Source organism: Microbacterium sp. ABR10 (assembly GCF_057812175.1).
Map to the genome: position 1 here is coordinate 1,240,907 of NZ_CM173821.1, position 23,902 is coordinate 1,264,808.

26 protein-coding genes, 1 tRNA gene and 1 pseudogene are annotated in these 23,902 nt (G+C 68.5%); 13 read left to right on the forward strand and 15 right to left on the reverse strand.

The features are described 5' to 3' along the window. The 10 genes from ACXKZF_RS05615 (at position 1) to ACXKZF_RS05660 (ending at position 9,525) form a co-directional block, all read left to right on the forward strand. The gene (locus ACXKZF_RS05615) at positions 1 to 801 is read left to right on the forward strand and encodes a DUF4184 family protein (RefSeq protein WP_488985641.1); all 801 of its coding nucleotides are present in this window, start codon (positions 1 to 3) and stop codon (positions 799 to 801) included. Positions 802 to 1,080: 279 nt separating this feature from the next. Continuing rightward, positions 1,081 to 1,950: a ParA family protein gene (locus ACXKZF_RS05620; protein ID WP_488985970.1), complete on the forward strand. Its 870-nt coding sequence runs from the start codon at positions 1,081 to 1,083 to the stop codon at positions 1,948 to 1,950. Next, positions 1,934 to 2,806 (forward strand): segregation and condensation protein A, encoded by an 873-nt coding sequence (locus ACXKZF_RS05625; RefSeq protein WP_055957717.1) that lies wholly within the window; start codon positions 1,934 to 1,936, stop codon positions 2,804 to 2,806. The genes ACXKZF_RS05620 and ACXKZF_RS05625 overlap by 17 nt, the downstream gene beginning before the upstream one ends. Next, positions 2,796 to 3,443, forward strand: coding sequence for an SMC-Scp complex subunit ScpB (gene scpB, locus ACXKZF_RS05630; protein WP_488985642.1), 648 nt, complete (start codon positions 2,796 to 2,798; stop codon positions 3,441 to 3,443). Before ACXKZF_RS05625 ends, scpB begins: the two co-directional genes overlap by 11 nt. Beyond that, on the forward strand, positions 3,440 to 4,249 hold the full coding sequence (locus ACXKZF_RS05635) for a pseudouridine synthase (RefSeq protein ID WP_488985643.1): 810 nt from the start codon (positions 3,440 to 3,442) through the stop codon (positions 4,247 to 4,249). Before scpB ends, ACXKZF_RS05635 begins: the two co-directional genes overlap by 4 nt. A gap of 55 nt (positions 4,250 to 4,304) precedes the next feature. After that, positions 4,305 to 5,438, forward strand: a complete 1,134-nt coding sequence (locus ACXKZF_RS05640) for a prephenate dehydrogenase (RefSeq protein WP_488985644.1) — start codon at positions 4,305 to 4,307, stop codon at positions 5,436 to 5,438. Beyond that, a complete protein-coding gene (gene cmk, locus ACXKZF_RS05645) occupies positions 5,431 to 6,201 on the forward strand; it encodes a (d)CMP kinase (protein WP_488985645.1) in 771 nt (256 codons plus the stop codon). The genes ACXKZF_RS05640 and cmk overlap by 8 nt, the downstream gene beginning before the upstream one ends. Then, a complete protein-coding gene (gene der, locus ACXKZF_RS05650) occupies positions 6,191 to 7,714 on the forward strand; it encodes a ribosome biogenesis GTPase Der (protein WP_055957703.1) in 1,524 nt (507 codons plus the stop codon). Before cmk ends, der begins: the two co-directional genes overlap by 11 nt. A 260-nt stretch (positions 7,715 to 7,974) precedes the next feature. Continuing rightward, a complete protein-coding gene (locus tag ACXKZF_RS05655) occupies positions 7,975 to 8,409 on the forward strand; it encodes a DUF805 domain-containing protein (protein WP_488985646.1) in 435 nt (144 codons plus the stop codon). A gap of 213 nt (positions 8,410 to 8,622) precedes the next feature. Further along, positions 8,623 to 9,525: an NUDIX domain-containing protein gene (locus ACXKZF_RS05660; protein WP_488985647.1), complete on the forward strand. Its 903-nt coding sequence runs from the start codon at positions 8,623 to 8,625 to the stop codon at positions 9,523 to 9,525. A gap of 88 nt (positions 9,526 to 9,613) precedes the next feature. Here the strand turns inward: ACXKZF_RS05660 and ACXKZF_RS05665 are convergent, their stop codons facing one another. The 3 genes from ACXKZF_RS05665 to ACXKZF_RS05675 form a co-directional block, all read right to left on the reverse strand. Further along, entirely contained in the window at positions 9,614 to 10,405 is a 792-nt protein-coding gene (locus tag ACXKZF_RS05665; protein WP_488985648.1) for a bestrophin-like domain, read from the reverse strand. A 76-nt stretch (positions 10,406 to 10,481) separates the two neighbouring features. Continuing rightward, entirely contained in the window at positions 10,482 to 10,865 is a 384-nt protein-coding gene (locus ACXKZF_RS05670; protein ID WP_055957691.1) for an RNA-binding S4 domain-containing protein, read from the reverse strand. Positions 10,866 to 11,051: 186 nt separating this feature from the next. Then, positions 11,052 to 11,630, reverse strand: a complete 579-nt coding sequence (locus ACXKZF_RS05675) for a GNAT family N-acetyltransferase (RefSeq protein WP_488985649.1) — start codon at positions 11,628 to 11,630, stop codon at positions 11,052 to 11,054. A 144-nt stretch (positions 11,631 to 11,774) separates the two neighbouring features. On the opposite strand from ACXKZF_RS05675, the gene ACXKZF_RS05680 reads away from it, so the two are divergent. After that, positions 11,775 to 11,848, forward strand: a tRNA-Pro gene (locus ACXKZF_RS05680). A 156-nt stretch (positions 11,849 to 12,004) separates the two neighbouring features. Here the strand turns inward: ACXKZF_RS05680 and ACXKZF_RS05685 are convergent. The 8 genes from ACXKZF_RS05685 to ACXKZF_RS05720 all read right to left on the reverse strand — a co-directional run bounded on the left by ACXKZF_RS05685 (position 12,005) and on the right by ACXKZF_RS05720 (position 19,216). Beyond that, entirely contained in the window at positions 12,005 to 13,180 is a 1,176-nt protein-coding gene (locus ACXKZF_RS05685) for an acyltransferase family protein (protein WP_488985650.1), read from the reverse strand. Between the two features lie 181 nt (positions 13,181 to 13,361). Next, positions 13,362 to 13,661 carry an Rdx family protein gene (locus ACXKZF_RS05690; RefSeq protein ID WP_488985651.1) on the reverse strand — a complete coding sequence of 100 codons (300 nt, stop codon included), beginning with the start codon at positions 13,659 to 13,661 and terminating at the stop codon, positions 13,362 to 13,364. Between the two features lie 89 nt (positions 13,662 to 13,750). Next, a complete protein-coding gene (locus tag ACXKZF_RS05695; protein WP_082485024.1) occupies positions 13,751 to 14,209 on the reverse strand; it encodes an acyl-CoA thioesterase in 459 nt (152 codons plus the stop codon). 84 nt (positions 14,210 to 14,293) lie between these two features. Next, positions 14,294 to 14,920: a GNAT family N-acetyltransferase gene (locus tag ACXKZF_RS05700; protein ID WP_488985652.1), complete on the reverse strand. Its 627-nt coding sequence runs from the start codon at positions 14,918 to 14,920 to the stop codon at positions 14,294 to 14,296. 104 nt (positions 14,921 to 15,024) lie between these two features. Further along, positions 15,025 to 15,831, reverse strand: coding sequence for a hypothetical protein (locus ACXKZF_RS05705; protein ID WP_488985653.1), 807 nt, complete (start codon positions 15,829 to 15,831; stop codon positions 15,025 to 15,027). A 662-nt stretch (positions 15,832 to 16,493) separates the two neighbouring features. Continuing rightward, positions 16,494 to 17,147 carry a hypothetical protein gene (locus tag ACXKZF_RS05710; RefSeq protein WP_488985654.1) on the reverse strand — a complete coding sequence of 218 codons (654 nt, stop codon included), beginning with the start codon at positions 17,145 to 17,147 and terminating at the stop codon, positions 16,494 to 16,496. A 166-nt stretch (positions 17,148 to 17,313) separates the two neighbouring features. Further along, the gene (locus ACXKZF_RS05715) at positions 17,314 to 18,414 is read right to left on the reverse strand and encodes an IS1249 family transposase (protein ID WP_488985655.1); all 1,101 of its coding nucleotides are present in this window, start codon (positions 18,412 to 18,414) and stop codon (positions 17,314 to 17,316) included. Positions 18,415 to 18,631: 217 nt separating this feature from the next. Next, the gene (locus ACXKZF_RS05720) at positions 18,632 to 19,216 is read right to left on the reverse strand and encodes a recombinase family protein (RefSeq protein ID WP_488985656.1); all 585 of its coding nucleotides are present in this window, start codon (positions 19,214 to 19,216) and stop codon (positions 18,632 to 18,634) included. 451 nt (positions 19,217 to 19,667) lie between these two features. Between ACXKZF_RS05720 and ACXKZF_RS05725 the strand changes: the two genes are divergently transcribed. Together ACXKZF_RS05725 and ACXKZF_RS05730 are read left to right on the forward strand one after the other, a co-directional pair. Next, complete coding sequence (locus tag ACXKZF_RS05725) at positions 19,668 to 19,937, forward strand: hypothetical protein (RefSeq protein ID WP_488985657.1); 270 nt, start codon at positions 19,668 to 19,670, stop codon at positions 19,935 to 19,937. Next, positions 19,888 to 20,865 carry a hypothetical protein gene (locus ACXKZF_RS05730; protein WP_488985658.1) on the forward strand — a complete coding sequence of 326 codons (978 nt, stop codon included), beginning with the start codon at positions 19,888 to 19,890 and terminating at the stop codon, positions 20,863 to 20,865. The genes ACXKZF_RS05725 and ACXKZF_RS05730 overlap by 50 nt, the downstream gene beginning before the upstream one ends. Here the strand turns inward: ACXKZF_RS05730 and ACXKZF_RS05735 are convergent. The 4 genes and pseudogenes from ACXKZF_RS05735 to ACXKZF_RS05750 all read right to left on the reverse strand — a co-directional run bounded on the left by ACXKZF_RS05735 (position 20,805) and on the right by ACXKZF_RS05750 (position 23,901). Next, positions 20,805 to 22,193 (reverse strand): type IV secretory system conjugative DNA transfer family protein, encoded by a 1,389-nt coding sequence (locus ACXKZF_RS05735; protein WP_488985659.1) that lies wholly within the window; start codon positions 22,191 to 22,193, stop codon positions 20,805 to 20,807. The two genes, ACXKZF_RS05730 and ACXKZF_RS05735, sit on opposite strands and share 61 nt — an antisense overlap. Before the next feature lie 38 nt (positions 22,194 to 22,231). After that, the gene (locus ACXKZF_RS05740; RefSeq protein ID WP_488985660.1) at positions 22,232 to 22,558 is read right to left on the reverse strand and encodes a hypothetical protein; all 327 of its coding nucleotides are present in this window, start codon (positions 22,556 to 22,558) and stop codon (positions 22,232 to 22,234) included. Beyond that, positions 22,555 to 23,505, reverse strand: a pseudogene (locus tag ACXKZF_RS05745) (ATP/GTP-binding protein); the annotation flags it as partial. The gene ACXKZF_RS05740 and the pseudogene ACXKZF_RS05745, both read right to left, overlap by 4 nt. Positions 23,506 to 23,526: 21 nt before the next feature. Continuing rightward, positions 23,527 to 23,901, reverse strand: a complete 375-nt coding sequence (locus ACXKZF_RS05750; protein ID WP_488985661.1) for a DUF732 domain-containing protein — start codon at positions 23,899 to 23,901, stop codon at positions 23,527 to 23,529. Between the last annotated feature and the right edge of the window lies 1 nt (position 23,902).

A 23,902-nucleotide genomic window follows, 5' to 3' on the forward strand; every position in this document is an offset into this window, starting at 1 on the left:
ATGCCGTTCACCGTCAGTCACGCGGTCGTCGCGCTGCCGTTCCTGCGCACGCCCCTCGTGCCGGCGGCCATCGCCATCGGCGCGATGACACCTGACCTGCCGCTGTTCCTCCGCGGGATCGTGCCGTCGTACGCCGTGACCCACGACCTCGCGTGGCTGCCGGTGACGATCGTCATAGCGTTTGTGCTGCTGCTGGTGTGGCGGTGCGTCCTGCGTCCGGCGACGCGCGAGCTGACGCCCCGGATCGTCGCGGACCGCCTCCCGGAGGAATGGGATGCCGGAGCCCGCGCGGCCGTTCGCGAGACGCTCGGCGGGGGAGTCGTCGGCATCCTGTGGCTCGTGCTGTCGCTCGCGCTCGGGGTCGTCACGCACGTCGCGTGGGACTTCTTCACGCACGAGGGCCGCGCGGGAGACGCGCTGTTCCCGGCGCTCGAGCAGCAGTGGGGGCCGCTGCTGGGCGTGAAGTGGCTGCAGTACGGCTCGGGGGTGTTCGGGCTCGCGGGGCTGGCGGTCTTCGGGCTCTGGTGGCTGTCGCGGCGCACGGCTCGGCCCGTGGCCCGGGTGCTTCCGGATGTCGTGCGGGTGATGTGGTGGGCATCGCTGCCGGTGGCGCTGGTCGCCGCGACCCTCGCGGCCCTTACGGTCGAGGGCGGCTTCGACGCGGACTACACGCCCACCCACCTGATCTACGGCGTGCTGGTGAAGGTCGCCGCCGCGTGGGGCGTGGCGACGCTGCTGCTGGCGTTGGGCGTGCAGGTGCGGCGGATGCGCACGCTCAGTGATTCGCGCAAACTCCGTTAGGCGTCGCGGGTTCGGACTGAGCGTGTGCGCATCGCGGAGGTTGTGCGCACGGGCGCACGTGCGTGGCGATCTCTTCGACGGGCTCAGGGACCTGGGTCGGCGTGGCGGTCCCTTCGACGGGCTCAGGGACCTGGACGTGCGTGGCGGTCTCTTCGACGGGCGCGGGGACCTGGGTCGGGGACCTGAGCCGGCGTCCGGCGCGTGCACCGGGCGGGGGAGCGGGCGGCGGCTAGACTCGACGACGTTATGACGAAGGCGGGAGACTCGGTGTCGGCGAGCATGAAGGGCACGAAAACGGGCGCGGACGAGGTCATCCTCGGACCCACCGGACGCCCCTACCACGGGTTCCCCACCCCGAAGCCGCTCGACGGACACGGTCCCGCCCGCATCATCGCGCTGTGCAACCAGAAGGGCGGCGTCGGTAAGACGACGACGACCATCAACCTGGCCGCCTCCCTCGCCGGCTACGGCCGTCGCGTGCTCGCGATCGACTTCGACCCGCAGGGCGCCCTGTCGGCGGGTCTCGGCATCCAGACGCACGACGTGCCCACCATCTACGACCTGCTGCTCGACACCAAGCGCGACCCGCGCGAGGTCATCGTGGCCACGCGCGTCGAGGGTCTCGACCTCCTACCGGCCAACATCGACCTGTCGGCGGCCGAGGTGCACCTGGTCAACGAGGTCGCGCGCGAGACGATCCTCGCCCGGGTGCTGCGCAAGGTGGCGGCCGACTACGACGTCATCCTCATCGACTGCCAGCCGTCGCTGGGGCTGCTCACCGTGAACGCGCTCACCGCGGCGCACGGCGTGCTGATCCCGCTCGAGTGCGAGTTCTTCGCCCTCCGCGGAGTGGCCCTGCTCGTCGAGACGATCGACAAGGTGCGCGATCGGCTGAACCCGGCGATCGAACTCGACGGCGTGCTCGCCACGATGTACGACCCCCGCACGCTCCACTCGCGCGAGGTGCTCGAGCGCGTGGTCGAGGCGTTCGGCGACGACGTGCTCGAGACGGTCATCGGCCGCACGGTGAAGTTCCCGGATGCCTCGGTCTCGGGCATGCCGATCACGGAGTTCGCGCCCGAGCACGCCGCCGCCCAGGCCTACCTGCGGCTGGCGCGGGAACTGGTCGCCCGTGGCGCCGTCGCCTGACGACACCCTCGCCGACACGTCGGCCCCCGAGCGTGCGACCCGGGTCGCTGAGCCCGTCGAAGGGACCGCCGCGGCACCCGGCTTCCGCGTCACCCTTCCCGTCTTCGACGGACCGTTCGACCTGCTGCTCACCCTCATCTCGCGGGCGGAGCTCGACATCACCGAGGTCGCGCTCAGCCGCGTGACCGACGAGTTCATCGCGTACCTCCGCGCGATGGGTCCCGAGGGCGATCTCGACGAGGCCTCAGAGTTCCTCGTCGTCGCGGCGACTCTGCTCGACATGAAGATCGCCGGCCTGCTTCCGCAGGGAGAACTCGTGGATGCCGAGTCGGTGGCGCTCCTGGAGGCGCGCGACCTGCTATTCGCGCGTCTGCTGCAGTACCGCGCCTTCAGAGAGGTGTCGGCGTGGTTCGCCCGCTGCCTGCAGCGCGAGGACCGGCGGCACACCCGCAGCGTGCGCCTCGACGAGAAGTACCGCAGCGCCGTGCCGGAGTTGAAGTGGACGCTCAGCGCCGACGACTTCGCCGCCCTTGCCGTGATGGCGTTCGCACCGAAGCAGATTCCGACGGTGGGCCTCGATCACCTGCACGCACCGCTCATCAGCATCCGCGAGCAGGCCGCCATCGTCGTCACCCTCCTCCGCTCGGCGGGCACCCTGAACTTCCGCGATCTCGTCGCCGGCGTCACCGAGACCGGCGTCGTCGTCGCGCGGTTCCTGTCGATCCTCGAGCTGTACCGTCACGCCGCGCTGTCGTTCGAGCAGCTCGAACCGCTCGGGGAGCTGACCCTGCGCTGGACCGCTGAACGGTGGTCGGAAGACAACCTCGCCGCCCTCGGAGCCGACTATGACCGCTGACACCACCATCACCGCAGCCGAGCACGGCGACGACACCTCGCCCACGCCGGCCACGAGCCTCGCCTCGCGCCCGAGCGACACGGCATCCGTCGCCCGTCGTCTCGAGGCGATCCTGCTCGTCATCGACGAACCCCAGAGCCTGGTGAGCCTCGCGACGGCGGTGGCGGCGCCCGTGCCCGCCGTCCGCCAGGCGATCGAGGCGCTCGTCGCCGACTACGACGGTGAGACCGGCGGCCCACGTCGGGGCTTCGAGCTGCGCGAGGTCGGGGGCGGGTGGCGCCTCTACGTCCGAGAGGAACACGACGATGTCGTGGCCGAGTTCGTGAACACCCAGGCCCCCTCGCGCCTGTCGCAGGCGGCGCTGGAGACCCTGGCCGTCATCGCGTACAAGCAGCCCGTCACGCGCGGGCAGGTGGCATCCATCCGCGCCGTGAACGTGGACTCGGTCGTTCGGACCCTGCTCTCGCGCGGGCTGATCACCGAGGTGTTCACCGACCCCGACACGGGCGCCATCCACTACGGGACCACCGACCAGCTGCTGGTCAACCTCGGCATCAACTCGCTCGACGAGCTGCCGCACATCTCGCCGTTGCTCGACGACGGCTCTAATGGATTCGACGGAGAGGTCCCGAAATGAGTGACACGACAGGCTCAGCGACCGGGGGCGAAAGCCCAGCGAACGGAGGGTCGGCCAGCGACGACGGCATCCGCCTGCAGAAGGTGCTCGCCAATCGGGGAGTGGCCTCGCGCCGCGTCGCCGAGCAGATGATCGTCGAGGGCCGCGTGCGGGTGAACGGCCTCGTCGTCACCGAGCTCGGTCGCCGCATCCACCCCGAGACCGACCTCGTCGACGTCGACGGTACGGCGATCCAGCTCGACGAGTCCAAGCGCTACGTCATCCTGAACAAGCCCACCGGCGTCGTGAGCTCGATGAGCGACGACCGAGGCCGCCCCGACCTGCGCCAGTTCACGACGGACTGGGACGAGCGCCTGTACAACGTGGGGCGATTGGATGCCGACACCTCGGGCCTGCTCGTGCTCACGAACGACGGCGACCTCGCGCACGTGCTCGCCCACCCGAAGTTCGGGGTGACCAAGGTGTACATCGCCAAGGTCGAGGGTCAGGTGCTGCCGCAGACCATCCAGCGGTTGATCCATGGCGTGGAGTTGGAAGACGGACGGATCGCGGCCGACAAGGCGCGGCTGCTCGACTCCTCGCGCGGGGAGAGCCTGGTGGAGCTGACGCTGCACTCGGGCAAGAACCGCATCGTCCGGCGGTTGATGGCGGAGGTCGGCCACCCCGTCGTCGAGCTCGTGCGGCGGCAGTTCGGACCCCTGCACCTGGGAACTCTCCCGGTGGGAGCCGCGCGCGAGTTGACTACAGTAGAACGTGGTGCCCTGCTGACGCTGTCTCGTCGAGACGGCGACACTCCGACGGAGTGAGCCTCCGGGGCGTCTTGCGGCGCCTGGCGCACCGCACAGGGCAGCAGGAGACCCGATGAGCGAACCGAACGGAACGTCCGCGCGCGCGGCCGGTCCTTTGGCGACCCGCACGAGCGGCACCGTCCGCATCGTCGGCTCCGGTCTGCTCGGCGCGAGCATCGGCCACGCACTCATGGCCCGCGGGGTCGATGTGGTGCTGGTCGACGCGTCTCCGTCGCAGTTGCGCCTCGCGATCGACTACGGCGCGGGCCGCGCCGAGCGTCCCGACGACGCTCCGTCGCTCATCGTGGTGGCGGTGCCGCCCGACGTCACGGCCGACGTCGTGCAACGCGAGCTCGGGGCGTACCCGGATGCCGTGGTCACCGACGTCGCGAGCGTCAAGCTCGAGCCGCTGCGCACCCTTCGCCGGCGCGGTGTCGATCTGACGCACTACATCGGTTCGCACCCCATGGCCGGCCGCGAGCGCGGGGGAGCGATCTCGGCCCGCGCCGACATCTTCGTCGGACGCCCGTGGGTGGTGTGTCGCGATGGTGAGACCTCCGCGCACGACCTCTCGCTCGTCGAGGGTCTCGCGCTCGACCTCGGCGCGACCCTCATCGAGATGACGCCCGAGGAGCACGACGAGTCGGTGGCTCTCATGTCGCACGTTCCGCAGCTGGTGGCGAGCCTGCTCGCCGGCCGCTTCGTCGAGACGCCCGACGGCTCGCTGCGTCTCGCAGGTCAAGGGGTGCGTGACACCACGCGCATCGCGGCATCCGCTCCCGAGTTGTGGGTGCAGATCCTCGGTGCGAACGCCGCTCCCGTGGTCGAGGTGCTCGACCAGCTGGCCGCCGATCTCGGCGACGTCGCCGACGCCCTGCGCGACCCCGATGTGCCGGGGGCCCGCCGCGCGATCGCCGACACCATCCGCCGCGGAAACGAGGGCGTGGAGCGCCTCCCCGGCAAGCACGGCCAGAACCGCCGTTTCGACACCTTCGTCGTCATGATCGACGACACCTCCGGCCAGCTGGGTCGCCTCTTCGGCGAACTCGGCGACCTCGACGTCAACGTCGAAGACCTGCGCCTCGAGCACTCGCCCGGAGCCCCCTTCGGCCTCGCCGAGATCAGCGTCGTGCCCGACGCGGTCCGCCGGGCCGTCGACGGGCTGCAGCAGCGCGGATGGCGGATTGCGAGCACCACCCATGACTGAATCCACCCCCACCATCTTCCGGTCGGGCGTCGCGGCGCCGGTCACGACGCCGGTCGACGGCTCCGCGCCCGAGGGCTCGGCATCCGCTCCGATCGTCATCGCGATCGACGGCCCCGCCGGCAGCGGCAAGTCGAGCGTGTCGAAGGCGACGGCGGTGCGGCTCGACTACGGCTTCCTCGACACCGGCGCCGCCTACCGGGCCCTCGCCTGGCACGCGCTCCAGCACGGGGCCGACACCTCCGACGCCACGGCCGTGCTCGAAGTGTTCGGCGACTTCGACTACGCCATCTCGCTCGACACGGCCCACCGCTGGGTGCGCGTCGGCGACGTCGACGTGACGACGGCGATCCGAGAGCCCCGGGTCACCGACGCCGTCAGCGGCGTGGCGCGTGTCGCGCCGGTGCGCAAAGCGGTGAACGAGCTGTTCCGCCGGCTCGTGGCATCCGCCGCCGTGTCGGGCGTCGTCGTTGAAGGCCGCGACATCACCACTGTCGTGTTCCCCGACGCGCCCGTACGCATCCTGCTGACCGCGGCGCCCGAGGTGCGGGCGGCACGCCGCAGCGCCGAGCTCACCGGGCACGACGCGGCGAAGGTCGCCGCCGCCCTCCACCGGCGCGATGCCGCCGATTCCACGGTCGTCGACTTCCTCACCGCCGCTCCCGGCGTGCAGGTCGTCGATTCGACCCACCTTGATTTCGAACAGACCGTCGACGCCGTGCTGAGCGTCGTCGACTCCACGATGGGAGCCCGCGATGGGCGTTGAAGACGAGTACGAGGGCGGGCCCGACCAGCTCGCCGAGAAGATGGAGCAGCTCGACGAGGTGCTCGCCGAACAGCGGGCCGAAGCGCTGCGCGCGGGGCTGGAGGACTTCGACCTCGACGAGGAAGACGCCGAGCTCCTCGCCGGTCTCGCCTCGGGCGAGGGGGCGATCGAGTTCCTGCCCGCGCTGCCGGTGGTCGCGATCGTCGGCCGCCCGAACGTGGGCAAGTCGGCGCTGGTGAACCGCATCCTCGGTCGCCGTGAGGCCGTCGTCGAGGACACCCCGGGTGTCACGCGCGACCGCGTCACGTACAAGGCCGAGTGGCTCGACCGCCGATTCTCGCTGGTCGACACCGGCGGCTGGGAGCCCGACGCGAAGGGCATCGACCGTTCGGTCGCAGCCCAAGCCGAGGTCGCGATCGACCTCGCCGACATCGTGCTGTTCGTGGTGGATGCCACGGTGGGCGCGACCTCGACCGACGAGCACGTCGTGAAGTTGCTGCGCAAGAGCGGCAAGCCGGTGTTCCTCATCGCCAACAAGGTCGACGATGCCCGCCACGAGCCCGAGGCCGCAGCCCTGTGGAACCTCGGTCTCGGCGAGCCGCACCCCGTCTCGGCCATCCACGGTCGCGGCGTGGCCGACCTGCTCGACGAGATCATGAAGGTGCTGCCCGAGATCTCGGCCGTGGCGCGGTACGAGATCGGCGGGCCGCGTCGCGTGGCGATCCTCGGCCGCCCGAACGTCGGCAAGTCGTCGCTGCTGAACAAGGCCGCCGGGGAAGAGCGCGTCGTCGTCAACGAGCTCGCCGGCACCACGCGCGACCCCGTCGACGAGGTCGTCGAGCTCGGCGGCAAGCTCTGGACCCTGGTCGACACCGCCGGCATCCGTCGCCGCGTGCACCTGTCGCAGGGCGCCGACTTCTACGCCTCTCTCCGCACCTCAACGGCGCTCGAGAAGAGCGAGGTCGCTGTCGTCGTGATCGACGTGTCGCAGCCGATCAGCGTGCAGGACCTCAACATCATCGACCTCGTGCTCGAGTCGGGCCGTGCGCTCGTGCTGGCGTTCAACAAGTGGGACCGTCTGAACGACGACGACATGGAGAACCAGGACCGTCGCCGCTACCTCGAGCGCGAGATCGAGCAGGACCTCGCGCACGTCGCGTGGGCCCCGCGCGTGAACATCTCGGCGCGCACCGGCCGTCACCTCGACAAGCTGGTGCCCGCTCTCGAGCAGGCGCTGGAGTCGTGGGACACCCGCATTCCCACCGGCAAGTTCAACGCGTTCCTCTCGGAGCTCGTGGCCGAGCACCCGCACCCGCTGCGCGGCGGCAAGCAGCCCCGCATCCTGTTCGGCACGCAGGCGGCGACGCGTCCGCCGACGTTCGTGCTGTTCACGACGGGGTTCCTCGACCCCGGCTACCGCCGCTTCATCCAGCGGCGCCTGCGCGAGATCTACGGCTTCGAGGGAACGCCGATCGTGCTCAACATGCGCATCCGCGAGAAGCGCCAGCGCTGACCCGCGTCGCGAACGCCCCGATTCCCTCGAAGGGAGTCGGGGCGTTCTTGCGTGAGCGCAAGGGCGCGGGGTGTTTGCGCGTGAGCGCAAGGGCGCGGGGTGTTTGCGCGTGAGCGCAAAGGCGCGGGGCGTTCGCGCGTGAGCGCACGGGCACGGGGCGTTCTTGCGTGAGCGCAAGGGCACGGGGCGGATGCCGAGGCCTCGGTACAGTCGGGCGACGGAGCCGCCGTGGCATCCGGGATCTCTACGGGAGACACGTCATGACTCACGTCGCACCACCCCTCGACCAGCCCTACTACGGCGCACCCCTCGGTGCGGCCGTGCGGCGCTTTTTCGCGAAGTACGCCACGTTCCGCGGCCGCGCCAGTCGCAGCGAGTACTGGTGGTGGGTCCTGGTCGGCACCGTCTTCGGCAGCGTGCTCAATGCGCTGCCGACGCTGACCGATGGCGTGCGCCTCGAGGCCGACGGATCGCTGACGGTCACCGGTCCGCTCGGCGTCATCCTGACCTTCGTGTGGGTCATCTGGGCCGTGGCGACCTTCATCCCGACGCTGGCCGTGTTGGTGCGTCGCCTGCACGACACCGGCCGCAGCGGCTTCTGGGTGTTCATCGGGCTGGTGCCCGTGATCGGCGTCCTCGTGCTCTTCGTGTTCACGGTGCTCGGGCCGCGGCCCGAGGGGGCGCGTTTCGACTGACGCGGGGCAGGGCCGGCGTGCGCGTGTGGCCGGGGGCGTGCGCGCGCGGCCGGGTGTGCGCGCGAGGCAGGGGCGTGCGCGCGAGGCCAGGGGGGTGCGCGCCGGGCCGGTGGGCGAGCGCGCGAGGAATCGTCCGGCGCGATCGATCGTCGGCGTGGCGTGATGTGTCGCTCGGCTGCGCCGTGCGGGTGAGGGTGTGCGAGGCTGAGAACGATGACCATCGAACCTCCCGCCCCGGATGAGCCGCGGCGTCCGCACGGGCCCCGCGATCCCGGCGACGCCTGGGTCGTTGCGCCCAGCGGCGAGAAGTACTGGGGTCGCTTCGGTGCGGCGGGCCTGCTCGCCCTCGACGCCGAGCGGGGCGTGCTGCTGCAGCACCGCGTGTCGTGGAGTCACTTCGGCAACACGTGGGCGCTCCCCGGCGGCGCGCGCCACGAGGGCGAGTCCGCCCGTGACGGTGCGCTTCGGGAGTCGGGTGAAGAGGCCGGCGTGCCCGAAGATGCGGTGCAGGCACGCTTCGAGAGCGTCCTCGATCTCGGCATCTGGTCGTATACGACCCTCGTCGCCGACGTCACCGCGCCGTTCGAGCCGGTGATCAGCGACCCCGAGAGCGTCGCGCTGGCGTGGGTGCCGGTCGACGAGGTCGACGCGCTCCCGCTGCATCCAGGATTTGCGTCCGCGTGGCCCGCCCTGCGCGCGGCGCTGGGGGTGCGCCCTGCGATCCTCGTCGACGCGGCGAACGTCGTGGGCTCGGTGCCCGACGGGTGGTGGAAGAATCGCGCGGGAGCCGCCGGCCGCCTGCTCACGCGCCTGTCCGCTCTGGCCGAGCGGGGAGTGGATGCCGAGGAGCTCGGGCTTCCGGCGACGCGGTGGTTCCCCTTCGTCGGCGCCGTGCTCGAGGGGGAGGCGCGCGCCGCGGACGTCGACCACGACCTGGTGGCGGTGTGGCGCGCATCGGGTTCCGGCGACGATCAGATCGTCGCGGTGACCGAGAAGCTCGTGGCAACGTGGGACCCGCTCATCGTCGTGACGAGCGACCGGGGGCTGGCGGCGCGGGTCGAGGCGCTCGGGGCCACGGTGCGCGGCGCGGGCTGGCTGCGCGACCGACTCGGCTGACGCGGAATGCCGTCGTGACCGGCCGCTGCGGCTGGCTCGGCTGAGGGGCCGGAGGGTCCGTGTCCCGCGACGGCTCGTCGGTCGATCGTTACGGCGCGTGGGCGAACAGCCCGGTGAGCAGGTCACGGAAATGCTCCGGCGTGACGGCGATAGGTCCTGAGTACACGTGGTCGAAGCCGGCGATGGAGTAGACCAGGATCGCCAGGAACGTCGAGATCAGCCCGCTCATGAGCAGGTGGATGCGCAGGTCTTTGACCTCGATCAGGGCGAGCAGGACGGCATTCAGCAGCGCACCCACGCCGATGACGATCCACAGCATCCACGGCAGCGACAGGTGGGTCAGCGAGATGCGCTCGCGTCGGTCGGTGACGAAGGTGTTGAAGGCGCCGATGGCCTGAGACTTCGCGACCACATCCGAGTCGTTCGCGGGTTGGAATTCGGCGATGGCCCTCTGGATCTCGGTGACGTACTCGTCGGTCGCTTCGGGGGCGATCCGCTGTTCCTGCAGCGGCCAGTCCTCGGTGATGACGGCGTTCGTGTAGTCGATGAGCGCGCCCTTGAGGTTGGATGCCGCGGGCTCGCTCATGAAGCCCGCGTCGCGGTACAGGACGGCGACCGCGGACGACTCCTGAACCACGACGCTGTTGACCAGCGCGAAGTTTCCGTACGCCCCGGCTGCGATGAGTCCGAGCGTGACTCCGTAGATGATGCCGTAGGCGCCGACCGCGTAGCTGAGGATCCGGTCCCATTCGCCCCGCCCCGCCGACGCCCTGCGCACCCATCCGCGCAGGAGCAGGACGAGCAGGCTCGACACCCCGACGACGGCGAGGACGAAGAGGGGGAGCCCCACCCAGACCGGCAGATCGAAGAACGACGGCATCGGCTTCCTTCCGAACGATGTACGAAATCATGACAGAAGGTCTGCAGCCGGAGATCGCCCCGCGTGGCGTGCGGAGTCAGTCGAGCTCGCGCCCGCGAAGCTTCTCGATCTCGCGGCGGTCGCGCTTGGTGGGGCGCCCGGCGCCGCGGTCGCGGACGGGCACGAACGGCATGCTCTCTTTCGAGGGCGGCGGGGGAGTGCGGTCGTCGACCGACTCGGCGACGAGTGCTGCGCCCACCCGCTTCGCAATGGTCTTCTTCACAACCAGGATGCGGTCGAACCCCTGGATCCGCACCCGCAACTCATCGCCCGGTCGGACGGGTTGCGCGGCCTTGGCGCGTTCGCCGTTGACGCGCACGTGCCCGGCGCGGCACGCGGTGGTCGCGGCCGAACGGGTCTTGTAGACACGGATGGCCCACAGCCACGCGTCGACGCGTGCGGTGGTGCTGGCATCCGTCATGTGGGGTCCCCGTTCGGCGAACCTCCATCGTAAGACGGCTGCTCAGTCGCAGAGGGTCACGGAGACGGGCGCCCGGTCGGTTTCGGCTGGCCGACCAGGGCGAACCCGGCCGGTCAGTCGCGGAGGGTCAGCGCGACGAGCGCGGGGTCGGTTTCAGTTTGGCCGGCCAGGGGCGAACCCGGCCGGTCAGTCGCGGAGGGTCAGCGCGACGAGCGCGCGGTCGGGTTTCGGCCGGTCGACCACCGTGAACCCCGCCGCTTCGAAGACGGGCAGGATGCCGCGGAACAGCTGATTCGACGACTTCTTCGCCGCGGCGGGGTCGAGCGGATAGCCCTCCACCACGCGGGCGCCCCCTTCGCGGGCGGTGTCGACCGCGGCATCCAGGAGTCGGGCCGTCAGGCCTTTCTTCCGATGCGCGGTACGGACGACGAAGCACGAGACGGCCCAGACGTCGTCGTCGTCGAGTGGTTCTTCGGTGGATGCCGTGATGTCACGGGTGCGCGTCAGGCGCGGCTGCGCGGTGCGCGGCCCGACCCGCACCCAGCCCGCGGGCTCGCCGTCGACGTAGGCGATGAGTCCGGGTGGGCGGTGCCCCTCGAGCTCGGCGCGGAACATCCGGGTGCGGTCGTCGATGGAGGCGTCTTTCCACGGGCCGTTTGGCAGGAGCCACCACTGGCACTGGCACTCGGGGCCGTCGCCGCTGTCGAGCGCGGTCTCGGCGTCGTCGAATCGGTCACCGGTGGCGGGGAGGATCTCGATCGTCATGTCCGAGACCGTAGCGAGGGGGTCCGACATCGGCAATGCTCCGGCCCGCCCGCCCTCGTCTGGCCCGCACACGCCCGGGGCGCCGCTGGTTCGCGAGACGCTCGCAGAGCGGCTAAGATAGACGAGTTGCCCGCTCGCGGGTAACGGGATGTGGCGCAGCTTGGTAGCGCACTTGACTGGGGGTCAAGGGGTCGCAGGTTCAAATCCTGTCATCCCGACCGAAGAGGTCGAGAAGAGGCTCGGGCCTTGCAGAGATGCAGGGTTCCGGGCCTCTTTCGTTTGCTGTGAAGACGTGTCGTCAGGCCGTCGCCGCTCGGGGTGAGCCGGGGCGCGTCGACCGACTGCAGGGACTGCTGACGGGGCCCACCCGCAACTCACCCGGCAGGTCGGCTTGTCGCTGTCGGCTGGCTCGAAGCCGCCGGCGTCCGCGACCCTGCCCGGAGTTCCCGCTGGATCGCTTTCTGGCGGTCATTGATGAACGGCTTCTCCGCGAGGTAGAAGAAGCCGATGCAGGCGGCGATCGCCAGAGGTGCGACCACGAACGTCATGAAGACCCACTGCGCCAGAATGGGCAGCCCCAAGGGGAGCAGCAAGAGGTTCCCGAGGGCGAGCAGGGGGCTGTGCAGCAGGTACACGCTGTACGAGACGAAGCCCGCGTACTCGAGCGGCTTGCTGCCGAGCAGCAGAACCGCTCGAGGCGCGCGGTTTTCGTTGTAGGCGCGGGCCATGAGAGCGATGGCGATCGCGGCGACGACGCCGGCGACGGTCTCGGAGAACCAGAGCCCCGACACCTCGTCGCTCTTGATGAGCGAGGTGATGCCGAGCACGAGCGCGACCCAGGCGAGGGCTGCGCCGACGTGCACGGCCTTGTAGTGGGCGCCGCGTGCGTATTCGGCGGCCGCCATGCCGGCGGCGAAGAGTCCGATCAACCACGGATGCGCGACCGTGCCCGCGCCGATGGCGACGGGCGGTATGACCGTGACCGTGAGCATCAGTGCCGCGAGCGCGAGCGGGTGCAGGAGCTTCCGGAGGGGGAGCAGCAGGAGCGGGAGAAGGAAGTAGATCTGCCATTCGACGGCGATGCTCCACATGGGCCCGTTGATGTTCACGGCCCACGCGCCGGAGAAGTTCTGCACCAGGAACAGGTGCGCGATCACGGAGGGGATCGTGACGGGGATCTTGCTGTCCCAATCGGTACCGCCCTCCGTCTGCAGCAGGGGGACGAACGCGATCAGGGCGAGTGACACGGCCAGGGCCGCGTAGTAGGGCGGGAGGATGCGGCGCGCGCGGCTGCGGAAGTAGCGTTTGGCTCCGGCCTGCCACGAGTAGCGCAGCAGGAATCCCGAGAGCACGATGAAGACGGGTACGCCCAGATATCCCCATCCGACGATCGCGTGGATGATCGGCAGTTGCTCCTCCGACTGATTCGACAGGCCGGTGAAGAGGAACGTGTGGTAGACAACCACAGCCAGAGCGGCGAGTCCTCGCACACCATCGAGGAACGGGTACCCCTTGCGAGCGGGGGTGGGAAATGCTCCGGCACCTGGCATGAGGCCGATGCTATAGGGACCTATTCCCGGTCATATTTCGGTGAGATGAATACGACTCCCGTGGCCGATTTCCGAAACGGTCGAATCCGGGACGACGGCGCGGACAAGGATGGTCGCGACGACTCTGGAACATCGGCCGCGCGGTAACGCAGGCACCTCATCGCCGGGCGACCCGCTTTTGTCACGACCCCAGCCTCCGCGCCGCCCGATCCGCATGACCCAACTCCCGCTCCGGAGCGATGCGATCCCGCACGCGGCGCTTCAGCTCGACGATGTCGGGGAAGCCCCCGTCGTCCTTGCGCGACCACACGCGCTCCCCGTCGGCGTAGACCTCGAAGATCCCGCCGGTACCGGGTTCGAGCGTCGCGCCGCCGCCCATGAGCTCGCTCTGGAAGGTGGTCAGCAGCTCTTGCGCGATCCACGCTGCGCGCAGCATCCAGGAGCATTGCGTGCAGTACACGACTCGAATGGCGTGCGTCATGAGACCCTCATCTCTCCGTGCGCGGTGCGGGTGCCCGAGCGACGGGCCCTTCGGCGTGATCCCTCGAAGGCGACATGTCGCCGCCGACCTCACTCCAGGGAGATGCTCCCGGTCGCGGGGTGCTCGTGCGGCATCCTGTCACGGTCGAAGGTAATGTCGGTGTAACCGTGGGGCGTGGGGCGGCCGTCCTCGTCGACGCTGACGAACACGAGTCGTTCGATGGTGAGGATCCGTTTGCGCGTGATCATGTTGCGCACGACGGCGCGCATCGTGAGCGACGTGCGACCGAAGTTCGTCGCCGTCAGGCCCATCTCGATCAGGTCGCCCTGCAGAGCGGATGCCTCGAAGTTGATCTCCGAGATGAGCTTGGTCACCACGCGGTAGTTGCCGAGCTGGATGATCGCGTAGATCGCCGCTTCCTCGTCGATCCAGCGCAGCAGGCTGCCGCCGAACAGCGTGCCGTTCGCATTCAGGTCTTCCGGCTTCACCCACTTGCGGGTGTGGAAGTTGATGCCGTCGTCCGAGGGATGCCACTGCGGTTCCGTCACCCCTCCCACGCTACTCCCGCGCCGTCTGCCGAACCTCCGCGCGGCGGGCTCCCCGCGCAGAGAGACGGAACCACCCGTCCGCCGTCACCTCAGCGCCAATCGCATCAGCACCGAGTCCCCGTGAACGTCATCCCGTTCCCGCTCCCCGGTGTCGACGAACCCGAGTTTGTCCAGCACGTGGAACGACGCGGCATTCCAGGCGCGCACCGTCGAAGCCAGGCGGTCGTAGCCGAGAGAAGCCGCCCGGTCGACGATCAGCCGCGACGACTCCGTCGCGTAGCCGCGACCCCAGAACGCACGGAGGAACTCGAAAGCCAGCTCCGGCTCCTCGGGCGTGCCGACGCTGTTCGCAACGAGACCGCAGTATCCGACCGGGATGCCGGCTTCGCGAAGCTCCACGACGCACAGTCCCGGTGCGGGCTCAGGCCGGTACGTGCGCAGCCACTGCTGCATGTCGGCCAGGGTGGGGTGACCGTCGGCGCTGATCCGCCGCCGGGCGGGGACCCGTGGGTCGCGCTCCTCCCACAGCCGGCGGTGGAAGGCCGCATCCTCTCCGGCCCAGGGTCGAAGCCGGAGACGCTCCGATTGCATGTCGTGCACGGTGGTCGCATTCTTGATCGTCGTGGTGAACCCGCGTCGGCCCTCCACATCGAGCACGTCGACGCGGTTGCGCTCGTCAGCCCACGCAGCGAGATATCCCTCCGACACCATGTGCGCACGTTTCACGGTCAAGGTTCACCCATCTGATCTGCTTGCGCTTTTGTTCGTCGTCGGGTTGGGAAGGTCGGGCGCGTAGGGTCCGTGGGGGTAGATGACTACCCCGGGTTGCTGTCAAAGAACGGTTTGAGAGTCGAGTCCGTGTCACCCGTGAGCACCTGAGCGAACTTCTCGCTGGCGCTGAAGAATTCCTGCGCATCCAGCACCGGCGTGCTTGTCCAGTCGATGGGTTCCCCCACTGGATACACCCGAGCGAACCGTTGGAACGTGAGGGGCCCCAACGTCGCGTCAACGTGCTGTGCCGTGACGTCGTCAAGCGAAATGACAGATTGGAGGAGAAGGCTGCGAACCTGAATCGTTGTGAGCAGGATGTCTAGGTCTGCACCTTCGGGCCCGGTGGGTACAGCTCGGATGCGAACGCTTCGCATCCACGGGTGTTCCGTCTCATAGATGGGCGCCGCGTACGTCCAGCTCCCCGCGGGGTGTCCGCTCATCGCCGCTTGAAAAACCGGACCGTGGGGTTGCAGCTGGACGCTCGGGTCGTTCTGAAACTGGCGCATTAAGGCCGTCTTCGTCGTCCAGCGAGCAAGGGTGTTCCGCTGGTCTGGCGTGAACTTCAAGTAGTGCCCACGTATCGCTCGGAGAAGATCTGATTCGACCTCGTTCTCAAGATCGTTCATCCAGCCGTTGTTGCAATCGGCGCAGACAACCTTCACCTTGGAGCCGTAGGGGAGCCCCATCGATTTGATGTCGCGCTCCGTTTGACCGTCTTCGCCTCGGTGGGAAATAGTCAAGACCTTCGGCCCCACCTTTCCGTCAAAGGTCTTGTTGAACTTGTTTCTGAGAATGTGCTCCTTCGTCATTGCCGCCGTGACTCCACAGAAAGCGCACTGCTTCTTCGTCATGATCCATCCCCTAGCGTCTCTGGCGGCGGTGCAGGACCCCCAACATATCGGTTGGACGGGGGCTCCAATGTAGTTTCGTGGGGCGCCTCAGCGCCGACAGGTGCGCCAGACACGAGTCGCGCAGTCCCGCTTGATGCTCATTGTCGGCGGGATCGGCGCCTTCGCTCTGCCGGTCCTCGAGATTGGAGTCGGTGCACAGTTTTTGCGCCCGATTCGGGCAACGCGACACCCCCGCATGCGCGGTGTTCGTTTGGGTATCCGTCCTAACTAAGGTCCCCGTCGCTCACACGCGTGGACAGAAATCGGGCATCGGTTCACCGCTCAGGTGCCACCGAGCCATCGCCGCAGCAACAGACGGCACCGCCGCAAGAACAGTCTCATCGAGCCACTCCGGTCGCTCGAACACGCTCCCGCAGTCACCGCAGGTCCACGAAGTGCTGTCCTCGTTGAACGAGAGCGCTGCCTCGGGGTGCTCAGAGAGAACGTCCGCTGGCAGTTCCCGACACCATGCACAGAGTGGAACACCATCAACCAGGGCGATGTGATTGACGTAAACGCGTCCACCGCAGAACGCGCATTCACCATCACGATGCCGACTCTGCTGATCTTCGGCGTAGCTCATGTCTCTCCAGAAACTCACGCGTGTTCGTCTGGGGATCGGCCTATGGTCGCTCAGCAACGACTGTGGTGACGTCCTCCATCGCTCGCACCCAATCTGAGGTACGGCGGCTGCGCAGTTCGATGAGGTCGAGTGTGCGCGTGAGGTCGTCGAGAAGATTTCGCGCGAAGACGGGCTCATGATGAGCGAGTCGGTTGCGTAGGTGGCGAAGGACGTCGAGGTCCTGATAAATACGGTTCCGCAGACTGGCAGCGGGCATCGTCGACGCGTACGGGAACGCCCACGCGATATGGGGTTCCCAGAGTCGGACGTCGTTGCGGGCGGTGAAGAGCTTCTGCCAAAAGACGAACTTCAGTTCCGCGATGACCTTCCCCGTCGTCGGGTTCGTACCGCGTGTGGTCAGCAGGTCGCGTCGCGGGTTGTAGCGCCCTCCGCTCGGCAAACTGGCCTCGAAAGTAGGGTTCCAGGGCCACCGTGGACCGTACAGGCGTTCCAACACATCGGCGGCCGCGTTTCGTGTCGAGATCTCGGCGAAGTGAGCCGGGAGCATCAAGGCCGCAGACACGCGGGCGTTCCAGCCATACAGCTCGACGGCCCTAGCGGTGTCTCCGCCGGTCGCCGCGATGTAGGTGCCGGCGCGTGGAGCGCTGAGCGTGGCGAGAATCTCTACCTCGTTAGGCGGGGTGGCAGCGGGCATCCTGCAAATGTACAATTGGGATCACTAGTCGCGGGACTTGCGGGCTTCGGCCTCCCCCCGCGGACATACGAAGTTCGAAGGCCCCGTCATCTCGGCGGGGCCTTCTTCGTTTCTGGAGCTTCGTGCGGGGGGTTATCGGCCAGAAAGTGTGTATGGGTCGGGCGTGTCATCCTCGTCCTGCCCATCCTGTCCTGAGCCAGAGGCCTTCCTCGGGGTTGAGGGCGGTGTCGTAGAGGGCGGGTCCGAGGGGCTCTTCGTCGGGTGTGGTCTGGTCGGGGGTTTCGCTGGGACGTGCGAGGTCGAGGGCGTGTTCGAGGGGGAGCTCTCGCAGGGTGAGGAACCATTCGACGGCGCGGCGGCGGTGATGTTCGCTCATGCCGCGGTGTCGGCGTAGGAGGTCGCGGATTTGGGCATTCAGGCTCTCCAGTGCGCTCGTGGTGCGCGGGGTGCCGTAGACGATGTAGGTGAACAGGGTGCCCCGGCGAACGACGAGGCGTATCAGCAGCCAGGCTTTGCGGAGCCGGTCGTGGGTGAAGCCCCATTGACCGTTGCGGAACATCGTGCGCTCCCGTGTGAGGTGCCCAAACGCTTGCCACCATTGTTCGAGTCGGAGTTGCCAGTCGATGGCGGCGGCTTCATCGCGGACGTTGCTGAGATCCATCACCAAACGCCGTAGCGCCTGCCCGGCGGTGGTGCGGGGGTTACGGGTCAGGTGGCGGGTGGTGTTCAGCTGCAGGTGGAAAAGACAGCGTTGGTGCACTGTTTCGGGCCAGCAGGCGCGCAGGGCGCTGGGCAGCCCCGAACCACCGTCGGAGACAAGTGCGGCGGGCGCGGGGATCTGCTCCAGCAGCGCGGTCCATGCGGCAGTGGATTCGCGGGCGCACCATTGCCAGGCGAGGACTCGGCCGGTGTCGCTGAGCGCGATCAGCAGGCACCAGGTCCCGACCCAGACGCCATCGACGAGGACCGCGTGGTGCACGGTTTCGGTCTTGCCCACGCGCGGGATGAGGTCCCAGCACCATGCTGATCGGCGGCGGAAGGAGCGGCCGGAGGCGGTGCCGTCTGCTTCGGCTTGCGTGTTCTTGCCCACAACCCACGTCACGAAACGGCGGAGTTGTTCTCGGCGGGCGACGTCCGGGCGTCGTCTCGTGGAGGAGGCCCCGCACGATGGGCACCGCCATCGCTGCGTCCCCGCCGAGGTTCGACCGTTCTTTACCAGCGCGGTCGCGTATACACCACAGGACGTCGAATTCGTCGGAAGGCCCACACCCAAGGGTCACGGACCATACCGATCCCCGTTTCACCCCGGAATCACGCGGCTAGATCGAGATCCCATCCACTCTTTTTGGCCTATAACCCCGTGCGGGTGTTCGTTTGGGGATCGCTATGCGTAACGCCCGAGCGGTTAGCAGTTCAATGCTTTCTTCTCCGGATGTGAACCGCGACCCTCTGTGGCGCGGTTCTGGTGAAGATAGGTGTCGCGGTCAGTCCGCGAGAAGGGCTCGCGATCGTCGGTAGAACGTGGCGCGGGACATGCCGAGGTCTCGGACAACCTGAGCGGCGGGTGTGCCCGCGGCCACGAGTCGCAGCGCACTCTCGATCTGGCTGTCCGTGATGCGTCGGGGGCGCCCGCCAAGGTCATGGCCAGCGGCGCGTCTCTTGGCGATGGAGTCAACGACGCGCTCTCGTTTTATCTCGTGCTCCATCTGTGCGAGGGCGGCCATGATCGTGAACAGCATCGACCCCATGGGTGTGGAGGTGTCGACGTCGCCGCCGCCGAGGTTGAGGACGCGAAGGCCGGCGCCGCGGCCGCGGAGCTCGTCGGCAAACGCCAGCATGTTCTGGGTCGAGCGTCCCAGTCGGTCGAGGGTGGTGATAACGAGGGTGTCCCCGGCCTCGAGCGCGGCGAGGGCAGAATCGAATTGCGGTCGGGATGCGCGCGCGCCTGAGACGCCGTGGTCAACGTAGAGGTCGTCGCGGCGGACACCGGTAGCAATGAGGTCGGCTTCCTGCCGGTCCGTCGACTGCTGCCGGGTCGATACACGCGCGTACCCGATGAGCTTGGCCACTACTGCCCCTCCTGCTGTCTCATAACTAGCCTCTCGTAGGCGACGGCAGGCGAGGGGTTACGACACGTAGTTATGAGAACTATGCCGCCGCGGATTGATGCGAAGGCAAGACCCTGTTGCCTGGCCGTTGCGAGACGTCTCGCAAGCTATGCGATGTGAGACAGCTGTGTGATGTATGGGCGAGGAACAAACTGATGACAGGGGGGTTCAGGCCGCGAGGGTGAGCGGTTCGGCCAGCTTTGCGAGGACGGGCGGGACATGGCGGGCGAATGCGGAACCGGATGCCGTCGCGTGCGGTTTCGGTGTCCGGTGGGGTCCCAAATTTCGCAACGAACGAGTTCTCGTTCGCAGCGGTTCGTGTCCGACCTGATCGCTGGCGATCGCTGGCATGTTGGTTGGTGCCCCGCACCTGCGGGGCACCAACCAACACCACCTGATGTGAGGACGACTGATGGACGAAGAACAGCGTGCTGCGCACGACGAACGGATGGCTTCGTACTCGGCCACCGCCGCCGTCGCCCAGGCGCAGCATTCAATCGCACTGAGCCGCACCGCCGAGACCGAGTTCTCGGGCAGGCGATTCGATGCGGCTCGGGAGGACGCGCGGCGCCATGCCGACGCGTTCGCCTCCTTCGCAATGCACCGCGCACTGCGCGCCGCCGAAATGGGCGATGCACTGGGCGCATCCACCGCTCACCAAAGAGGAGAAGGACATGTCTGAGATCACGACTTATCAGCCGGGCTCGTCGGGGGAGTCGATGCTCGCCCGCATTCCCGGTACCACAGCGTGGGCCCAGCGTCGCGAAGACGCCGAGCGCGAGCGCAACTACGAACTGCAGGTGCGGGATGCGGCGCATCACAGTGCGCTCCACTACCAGCAGATCGCGGACGCGGCGGGCCACGGACGCGCCTCCGTGGCAGCCGCCGGGGCGATCGCCGAGACCACCTTGCAGGTCAATGTCGCGCTCGGCACGGCCGCCTCGGCCGCGCATGCCTCGGCAGATCCGGTCACGCAACTGCTCATCGTCGACACGGTCGCCGTGCTCGATCTTCCGCTTGTAGGCGTGGCGCAGGTACTCTCGCACGAACTCATCGACCGAGCCGTAATACAGCTCGGGCTCCTCGGGTTCGACGGATGCAGGAGTGGCCATCGCGACCTGCAACGCGGCGTCGGCTTCAGCGGCAGCGCGACGTGCGGCGTCTACGCCAGCGCGAGCCTTGTTGACGTTCTCCTCGGCCCGTGCTCGGGCGCGCTTGCGTTTGGCGACGTCGCGCTGCGCCGCGGCAATCTGCCACGCCTTCTTGTCGGGGCCCTCGCTGTAGTCCTCGAACTTGGCCTCCGCGACACCCACTTCATCGTCGGCATCCGCGAGTGCATCCTCAGCGGCGCGAAGCTTTCCCTCGGCGGTGTCGAGACGACCTTGGGCGGCGGCCACCGCGGCCTGAGCCGCGAGGACGGCGCCCAGGTCGGGTGCGACGGCAGGCTGAGATTCGGTCCGAGGCTCGTCGATGACCTCGCCCTTGCCCTCGTCGACGCCGCCGGGATCGGTGTCGCCGGAGTCATAGGAATCGGCGCCCCAGTCCGACATCACGCCCCCTGCCCGTCAACGTCGGCCGCAACGGCGGCCAGCTCCCGGTCAGCGTCGTGAAGGGTGCGCGAGGCCTCGGGGTCGTGCGCGGCGATCGACGCGCGTATTTCGTCGGCGTACGGCGCCGTCATCCACGGCTGCGTGCGGATCAGAGTCGCCCGCGAACCGGATGCGAGAACGATCGCGCGCCCCTTCGGGAGGGCCGCGAGCTCGTCGACGTCGAGGATGCGTTCACGGTGGTTCTGCTGCGAGACGGTTCGCTGGCCACGCCCGTACGACGTCGACGTGGAGAGCCGGTCGTACTGCCCGATCGCCCGCGCCATGTCCTCAAGGAACGATCCGTCGCTGGTGGTGCCGCCGCCACCGTAGACGCGAACGTTCGAGGCGGACCACAACTTGCGCATGCCGGACTCCCCCCAGACCTCGACCCCCTGTGACCAGCTCTGCAGCACCGTCATGAGGACGATGCCGCGGGAGCCGTAGTGGCTGTAAAGGTTCGGCAGCTCCCGCCACCGGCAGACGTTCGCGGCCTCGTCGAGCACACCGAGCAACGGCGTGGTGAGCCGTCCGCCGGCAGAGCGGGCCGCCAGCTCTTCGGCGGCCTCGACCACGGCGACCGTCAACGCGGTCACGAGAGGGCCGGCGGTGCCCTTGCCCTCCTTGGACAGGCTGTAGAGCGTGCCGGCGCCGCGGACGAACTCCTCGGGGCTGAACTGTGGGCGCGCGGCGTCTCCGTCGCGCGGAGTGACCCACACCGCGACCTGACGGTTGGTCAGGCACGATGCCATCTGCTGCGCGGTGCCGAACACGCCTCCGCGCTGCTTGTCAGGCGCGTCGACGACGCCTGCCACCTGGTCGGCGGTCAGCGTGAAGCCGTGTGCGCGAAGGATCTCGACCGCCGTCTCGTCGGCCGGTCGTGTCAGCCACCGGTAGACGTCGGTGATCGGTCGATCATCCAGCGCCGCGGCCAGCAGAATCCCGGCGAGGAGGTCTTGACCGGCCGGGTCGAAGTACGCATCCGTCTTGGCTCCCGGGTCGCGGGAGCCGGCGGCAAAGTGCTCGGCGAGCTTGGCGGCGCGAACCTCGTCAGTGACGTAGGACAACGGGTTCCACCACCAGGTCGGTTCCTCGTTGGCGACGCCCTGTGGGTCGAAGACCCACACCGGGCCGCGCGCGGCGCGGGGGTCGCGGGTGGCGTCGACGATGTCGCGCTTGTTGGACGTGGCCAGAACGGCGCCGGGGGCGTTCATGATCGCCGGCACCGCCCGGGAGGTCGTCTTACCGGTGCGCGGACCCCAGATGTCGACGTGCATGTCCTCCCATGACCCGTAGATCGGCTGTGGCGGCGCGACGGTGCGCCCGATGGGCACACCAGGCGAGCCGGTCACGCCCAGGCGCTCAGCCTTTCGTAGAGCGCTCTTCTGGCTCAGGTCTTCGATGTCGCGGCCGCGGCCCATGTACGCCGCGGCGGAGTCGACCCGTGACCGGTCGAGCGCATCCGCCGGCTGCGCACGCCCATGAGAGATCCGAGGAACGCGAGGAGGGCGAGGATGCCGCCGAAAACCCACCAGGAAGCGGTGGGCCAGCTCACCTTGCCGTTGAACACCCCGAACACGACAGCGAATGGGTCTCTCGGTACTTCGGTGCCATCGGGGGCAATCTGGTGCCCGAGCCGAACCGCTATGTACACGGCGCCCACGATCACAACCACGGCGACGACGCCTACCGCGAGAAGGATCGTTTCGCCGCTCATCCGGCCGGGATCGCGGCGCCGGTTGTTCGGAGTGCCCACGAGATGTCCCCTTCCGTGCCGCGGAGCCGGCGCCGGCCGACCCGCGACTGTTCGTGCCAGAGCTTGTTGGTGTCGTTGATGGTCAGCTCGGCGTTGGTCAGCTGCACATTGACCGGGATGCCCGGTCGGCCGCCGACCTTGACGAGGAACTTGCCGCGGCCGGGAGGCTCGGCCTCCCGGCCCGTTGCCGGGTCCCACGCGGGCGGGTCTTGCCAGCCGATGAGCATTTCCTGTTCGGCCTGCGAGAGCGGCACCGCGGCGGTGAGCTGGCTCATTTCTGCAGACGGGAGGCCGCCGCAGATGACCATGCCGGCGCGCTCGACGAAGCCGCGGGCCTTCATCCGGTCCTCCTCGCTGGCCAGGGCCAGAAGGTCGCTCATCGTGTGCGAAATCATCGCCATGCCGACGCCTCGCTGACGGTTCAGGCGGGTCAGGGCGTCGACGCGATCGACCATGCCACGCCCGGCGCGCAGTGCCCGCCACAGCTCGTCCAAGACGACGAAGTAGTGCCGACGGGGTTCCAGGCCCGCGTCGGCGAGGGCGTTGGCGACGTTGACCGTGCCGAAGCCGGCGGACCAGCACGCGAGCAGGGTCGCGGCTTGCAGGTCCATCTCCGAGTCGTCAATCGCGGAGACGTCGTAGACCACCGGGGCGTCCCGACGCATCGGGTTCGTGGTCTGCCGCGCGAACGTCTCTCCGAGACGTCCACCGCCCACCAGGCCGATGAGGGAGGCTTCCAGCCCCTCGGTGATCGCCTGGTAGCGCTCATCGTTGCCGCGGTCCAGCGCCACGGCGCGGACCTCTGCGGGGCCGTCCTGGATGACGCGGAGTACATCGCCCAGGACAGGGATGCCCTCGTGGTGGTCATCGAGCCACTTCAAGGCCCGGTCGATGATCGTCTCTTCCCGGCATCACGCGTCAGCGCGCGCTCACGGCGCGGGCGCGTACTCCGGACAGAGATGGATGCCGGAGAGCACGACGACCGCGCTGGCCTCCGGCTCCGAGATCGCGCCGCCCTTGATCGAGTCGAAGACCTCTTTCGGAGTGAGGCCCTCGTCGAACGCCTTGCACACCGCCTGGCCGAGGTCGATCCACAGGCCCGGGTTGGACAGATCGGTCTGCGGCAATTGCTGGCGCAGGGCGCGGAAGTAGGCGGATTCCTGTGCGAGGACGTCTTCGGTCACCGAGCTCGTCTGTGTCGGCGCCGCCGAGGCTGATCGCGACGGCGAGACGGGGAGTGCGCCGCACCCCGAGAGCATCCCGGCCGCCAGGACAGCGGCCGCCAGGGCACCGATCTTCCTCATG

Bases quoted from the DNA above. Each gene is read 5' to 3' on its own strand.
- ACXKZF_RS05615 (WP_488985641.1), top strand. From the start codon at position 1: ATGCCGTTCACCGTCAGTCACGCGGTCGTCGCGCTGCCGTTCCTGCGC.
- ACXKZF_RS05620 (WP_488985970.1), top strand. From the start codon at position 1,081: ATGAAGGGCACGAAAACGGGCGCGGACGAGGTCATCCTCGGACCCACC.
- scpB (WP_488985642.1), top strand. From the start codon at position 2,796: ATGACCGCTGACACCACCATCACCGCAGCCGAGCACGGCGACGACACC.
- ACXKZF_RS05635 (WP_488985643.1), top strand. From the start codon at position 3,440: ATGAGTGACACGACAGGCTCAGCGACCGGGGGCGAAAGCCCAGCGAAC.
- ACXKZF_RS05640 (WP_488985644.1), top strand. From the start codon at position 4,305: ATGAGCGAACCGAACGGAACGTCCGCGCGCGCGGCCGGTCCTTTGGCG.
- cmk (WP_488985645.1), top strand. From the start codon at position 5,431: ATGACTGAATCCACCCCCACCATCTTCCGGTCGGGCGTCGCGGCGCCG.
- der (WP_055957703.1), top strand. From the start codon at position 6,191: ATGGGCGTTGAAGACGAGTACGAGGGCGGGCCCGACCAGCTCGCCGAG.
- ACXKZF_RS05655 (WP_488985646.1), top strand. From the start codon at position 7,975: ATGACTCACGTCGCACCACCCCTCGACCAGCCCTACTACGGCGCACCC.
- ACXKZF_RS05660 (WP_488985647.1), top strand. From the start codon at position 8,623: ATGACCATCGAACCTCCCGCCCCGGATGAGCCGCGGCGTCCGCACGGG.
- ACXKZF_RS05665 (WP_488985648.1), bottom strand. From the start codon at position 10,405: ATGCCGTCGTTCTTCGATCTGCCGGTCTGGGTGGGGCTCCCCCTCTTC.
- ACXKZF_RS05670 (WP_055957691.1), bottom strand. From the start codon at position 10,865: ATGACGGATGCCAGCACCACCGCACGCGTCGACGCGTGGCTGTGGGCC.
- ACXKZF_RS05675 (WP_488985649.1), bottom strand. From the start codon at position 11,630: ATGACGATCGAGATCCTCCCCGCCACCGGTGACCGATTCGACGACGCC.
- ACXKZF_RS05685 (WP_488985650.1), bottom strand. From the start codon at position 13,180: ATGCCAGGTGCCGGAGCATTTCCCACCCCCGCTCGCAAGGGGTACCCG.
- ACXKZF_RS05690 (WP_488985651.1), bottom strand. From the start codon at position 13,661: ATGACGCACGCCATTCGAGTCGTGTACTGCACGCAATGCTCCTGGATG.
- ACXKZF_RS05700 (WP_488985652.1), bottom strand. From the start codon at position 14,920: ATGGTGTCGGAGGGATATCTCGCTGCGTGGGCTGACGAGCGCAACCGC.
- ACXKZF_RS05705 (WP_488985653.1), bottom strand. From the start codon at position 15,831: ATGACGAAGAAGCAGTGCGCTTTCTGTGGAGTCACGGCGGCAATGACG.
- ACXKZF_RS05710 (WP_488985654.1), bottom strand. From the start codon at position 17,147: ATGCCCGCTGCCACCCCGCCTAACGAGGTAGAGATTCTCGCCACGCTC.
- ACXKZF_RS05725 (WP_488985657.1), top strand. From the start codon at position 19,668: ATGGACGAAGAACAGCGTGCTGCGCACGACGAACGGATGGCTTCGTAC.
- ACXKZF_RS05730 (WP_488985658.1), top strand. From the start codon at position 19,888: ATGCACTGGGCGCATCCACCGCTCACCAAAGAGGAGAAGGACATGTCT.
- ACXKZF_RS05740 (WP_488985660.1), bottom strand. From the start codon at position 22,558: ATGAGCGGCGAAACGATCCTTCTCGCGGTAGGCGTCGTCGCCGTGGTT.
- ACXKZF_RS05750 (WP_488985661.1), bottom strand. From the start codon at position 23,901: ATGAGGAAGATCGGTGCCCTGGCGGCCGCTGTCCTGGCGGCCGGGATG.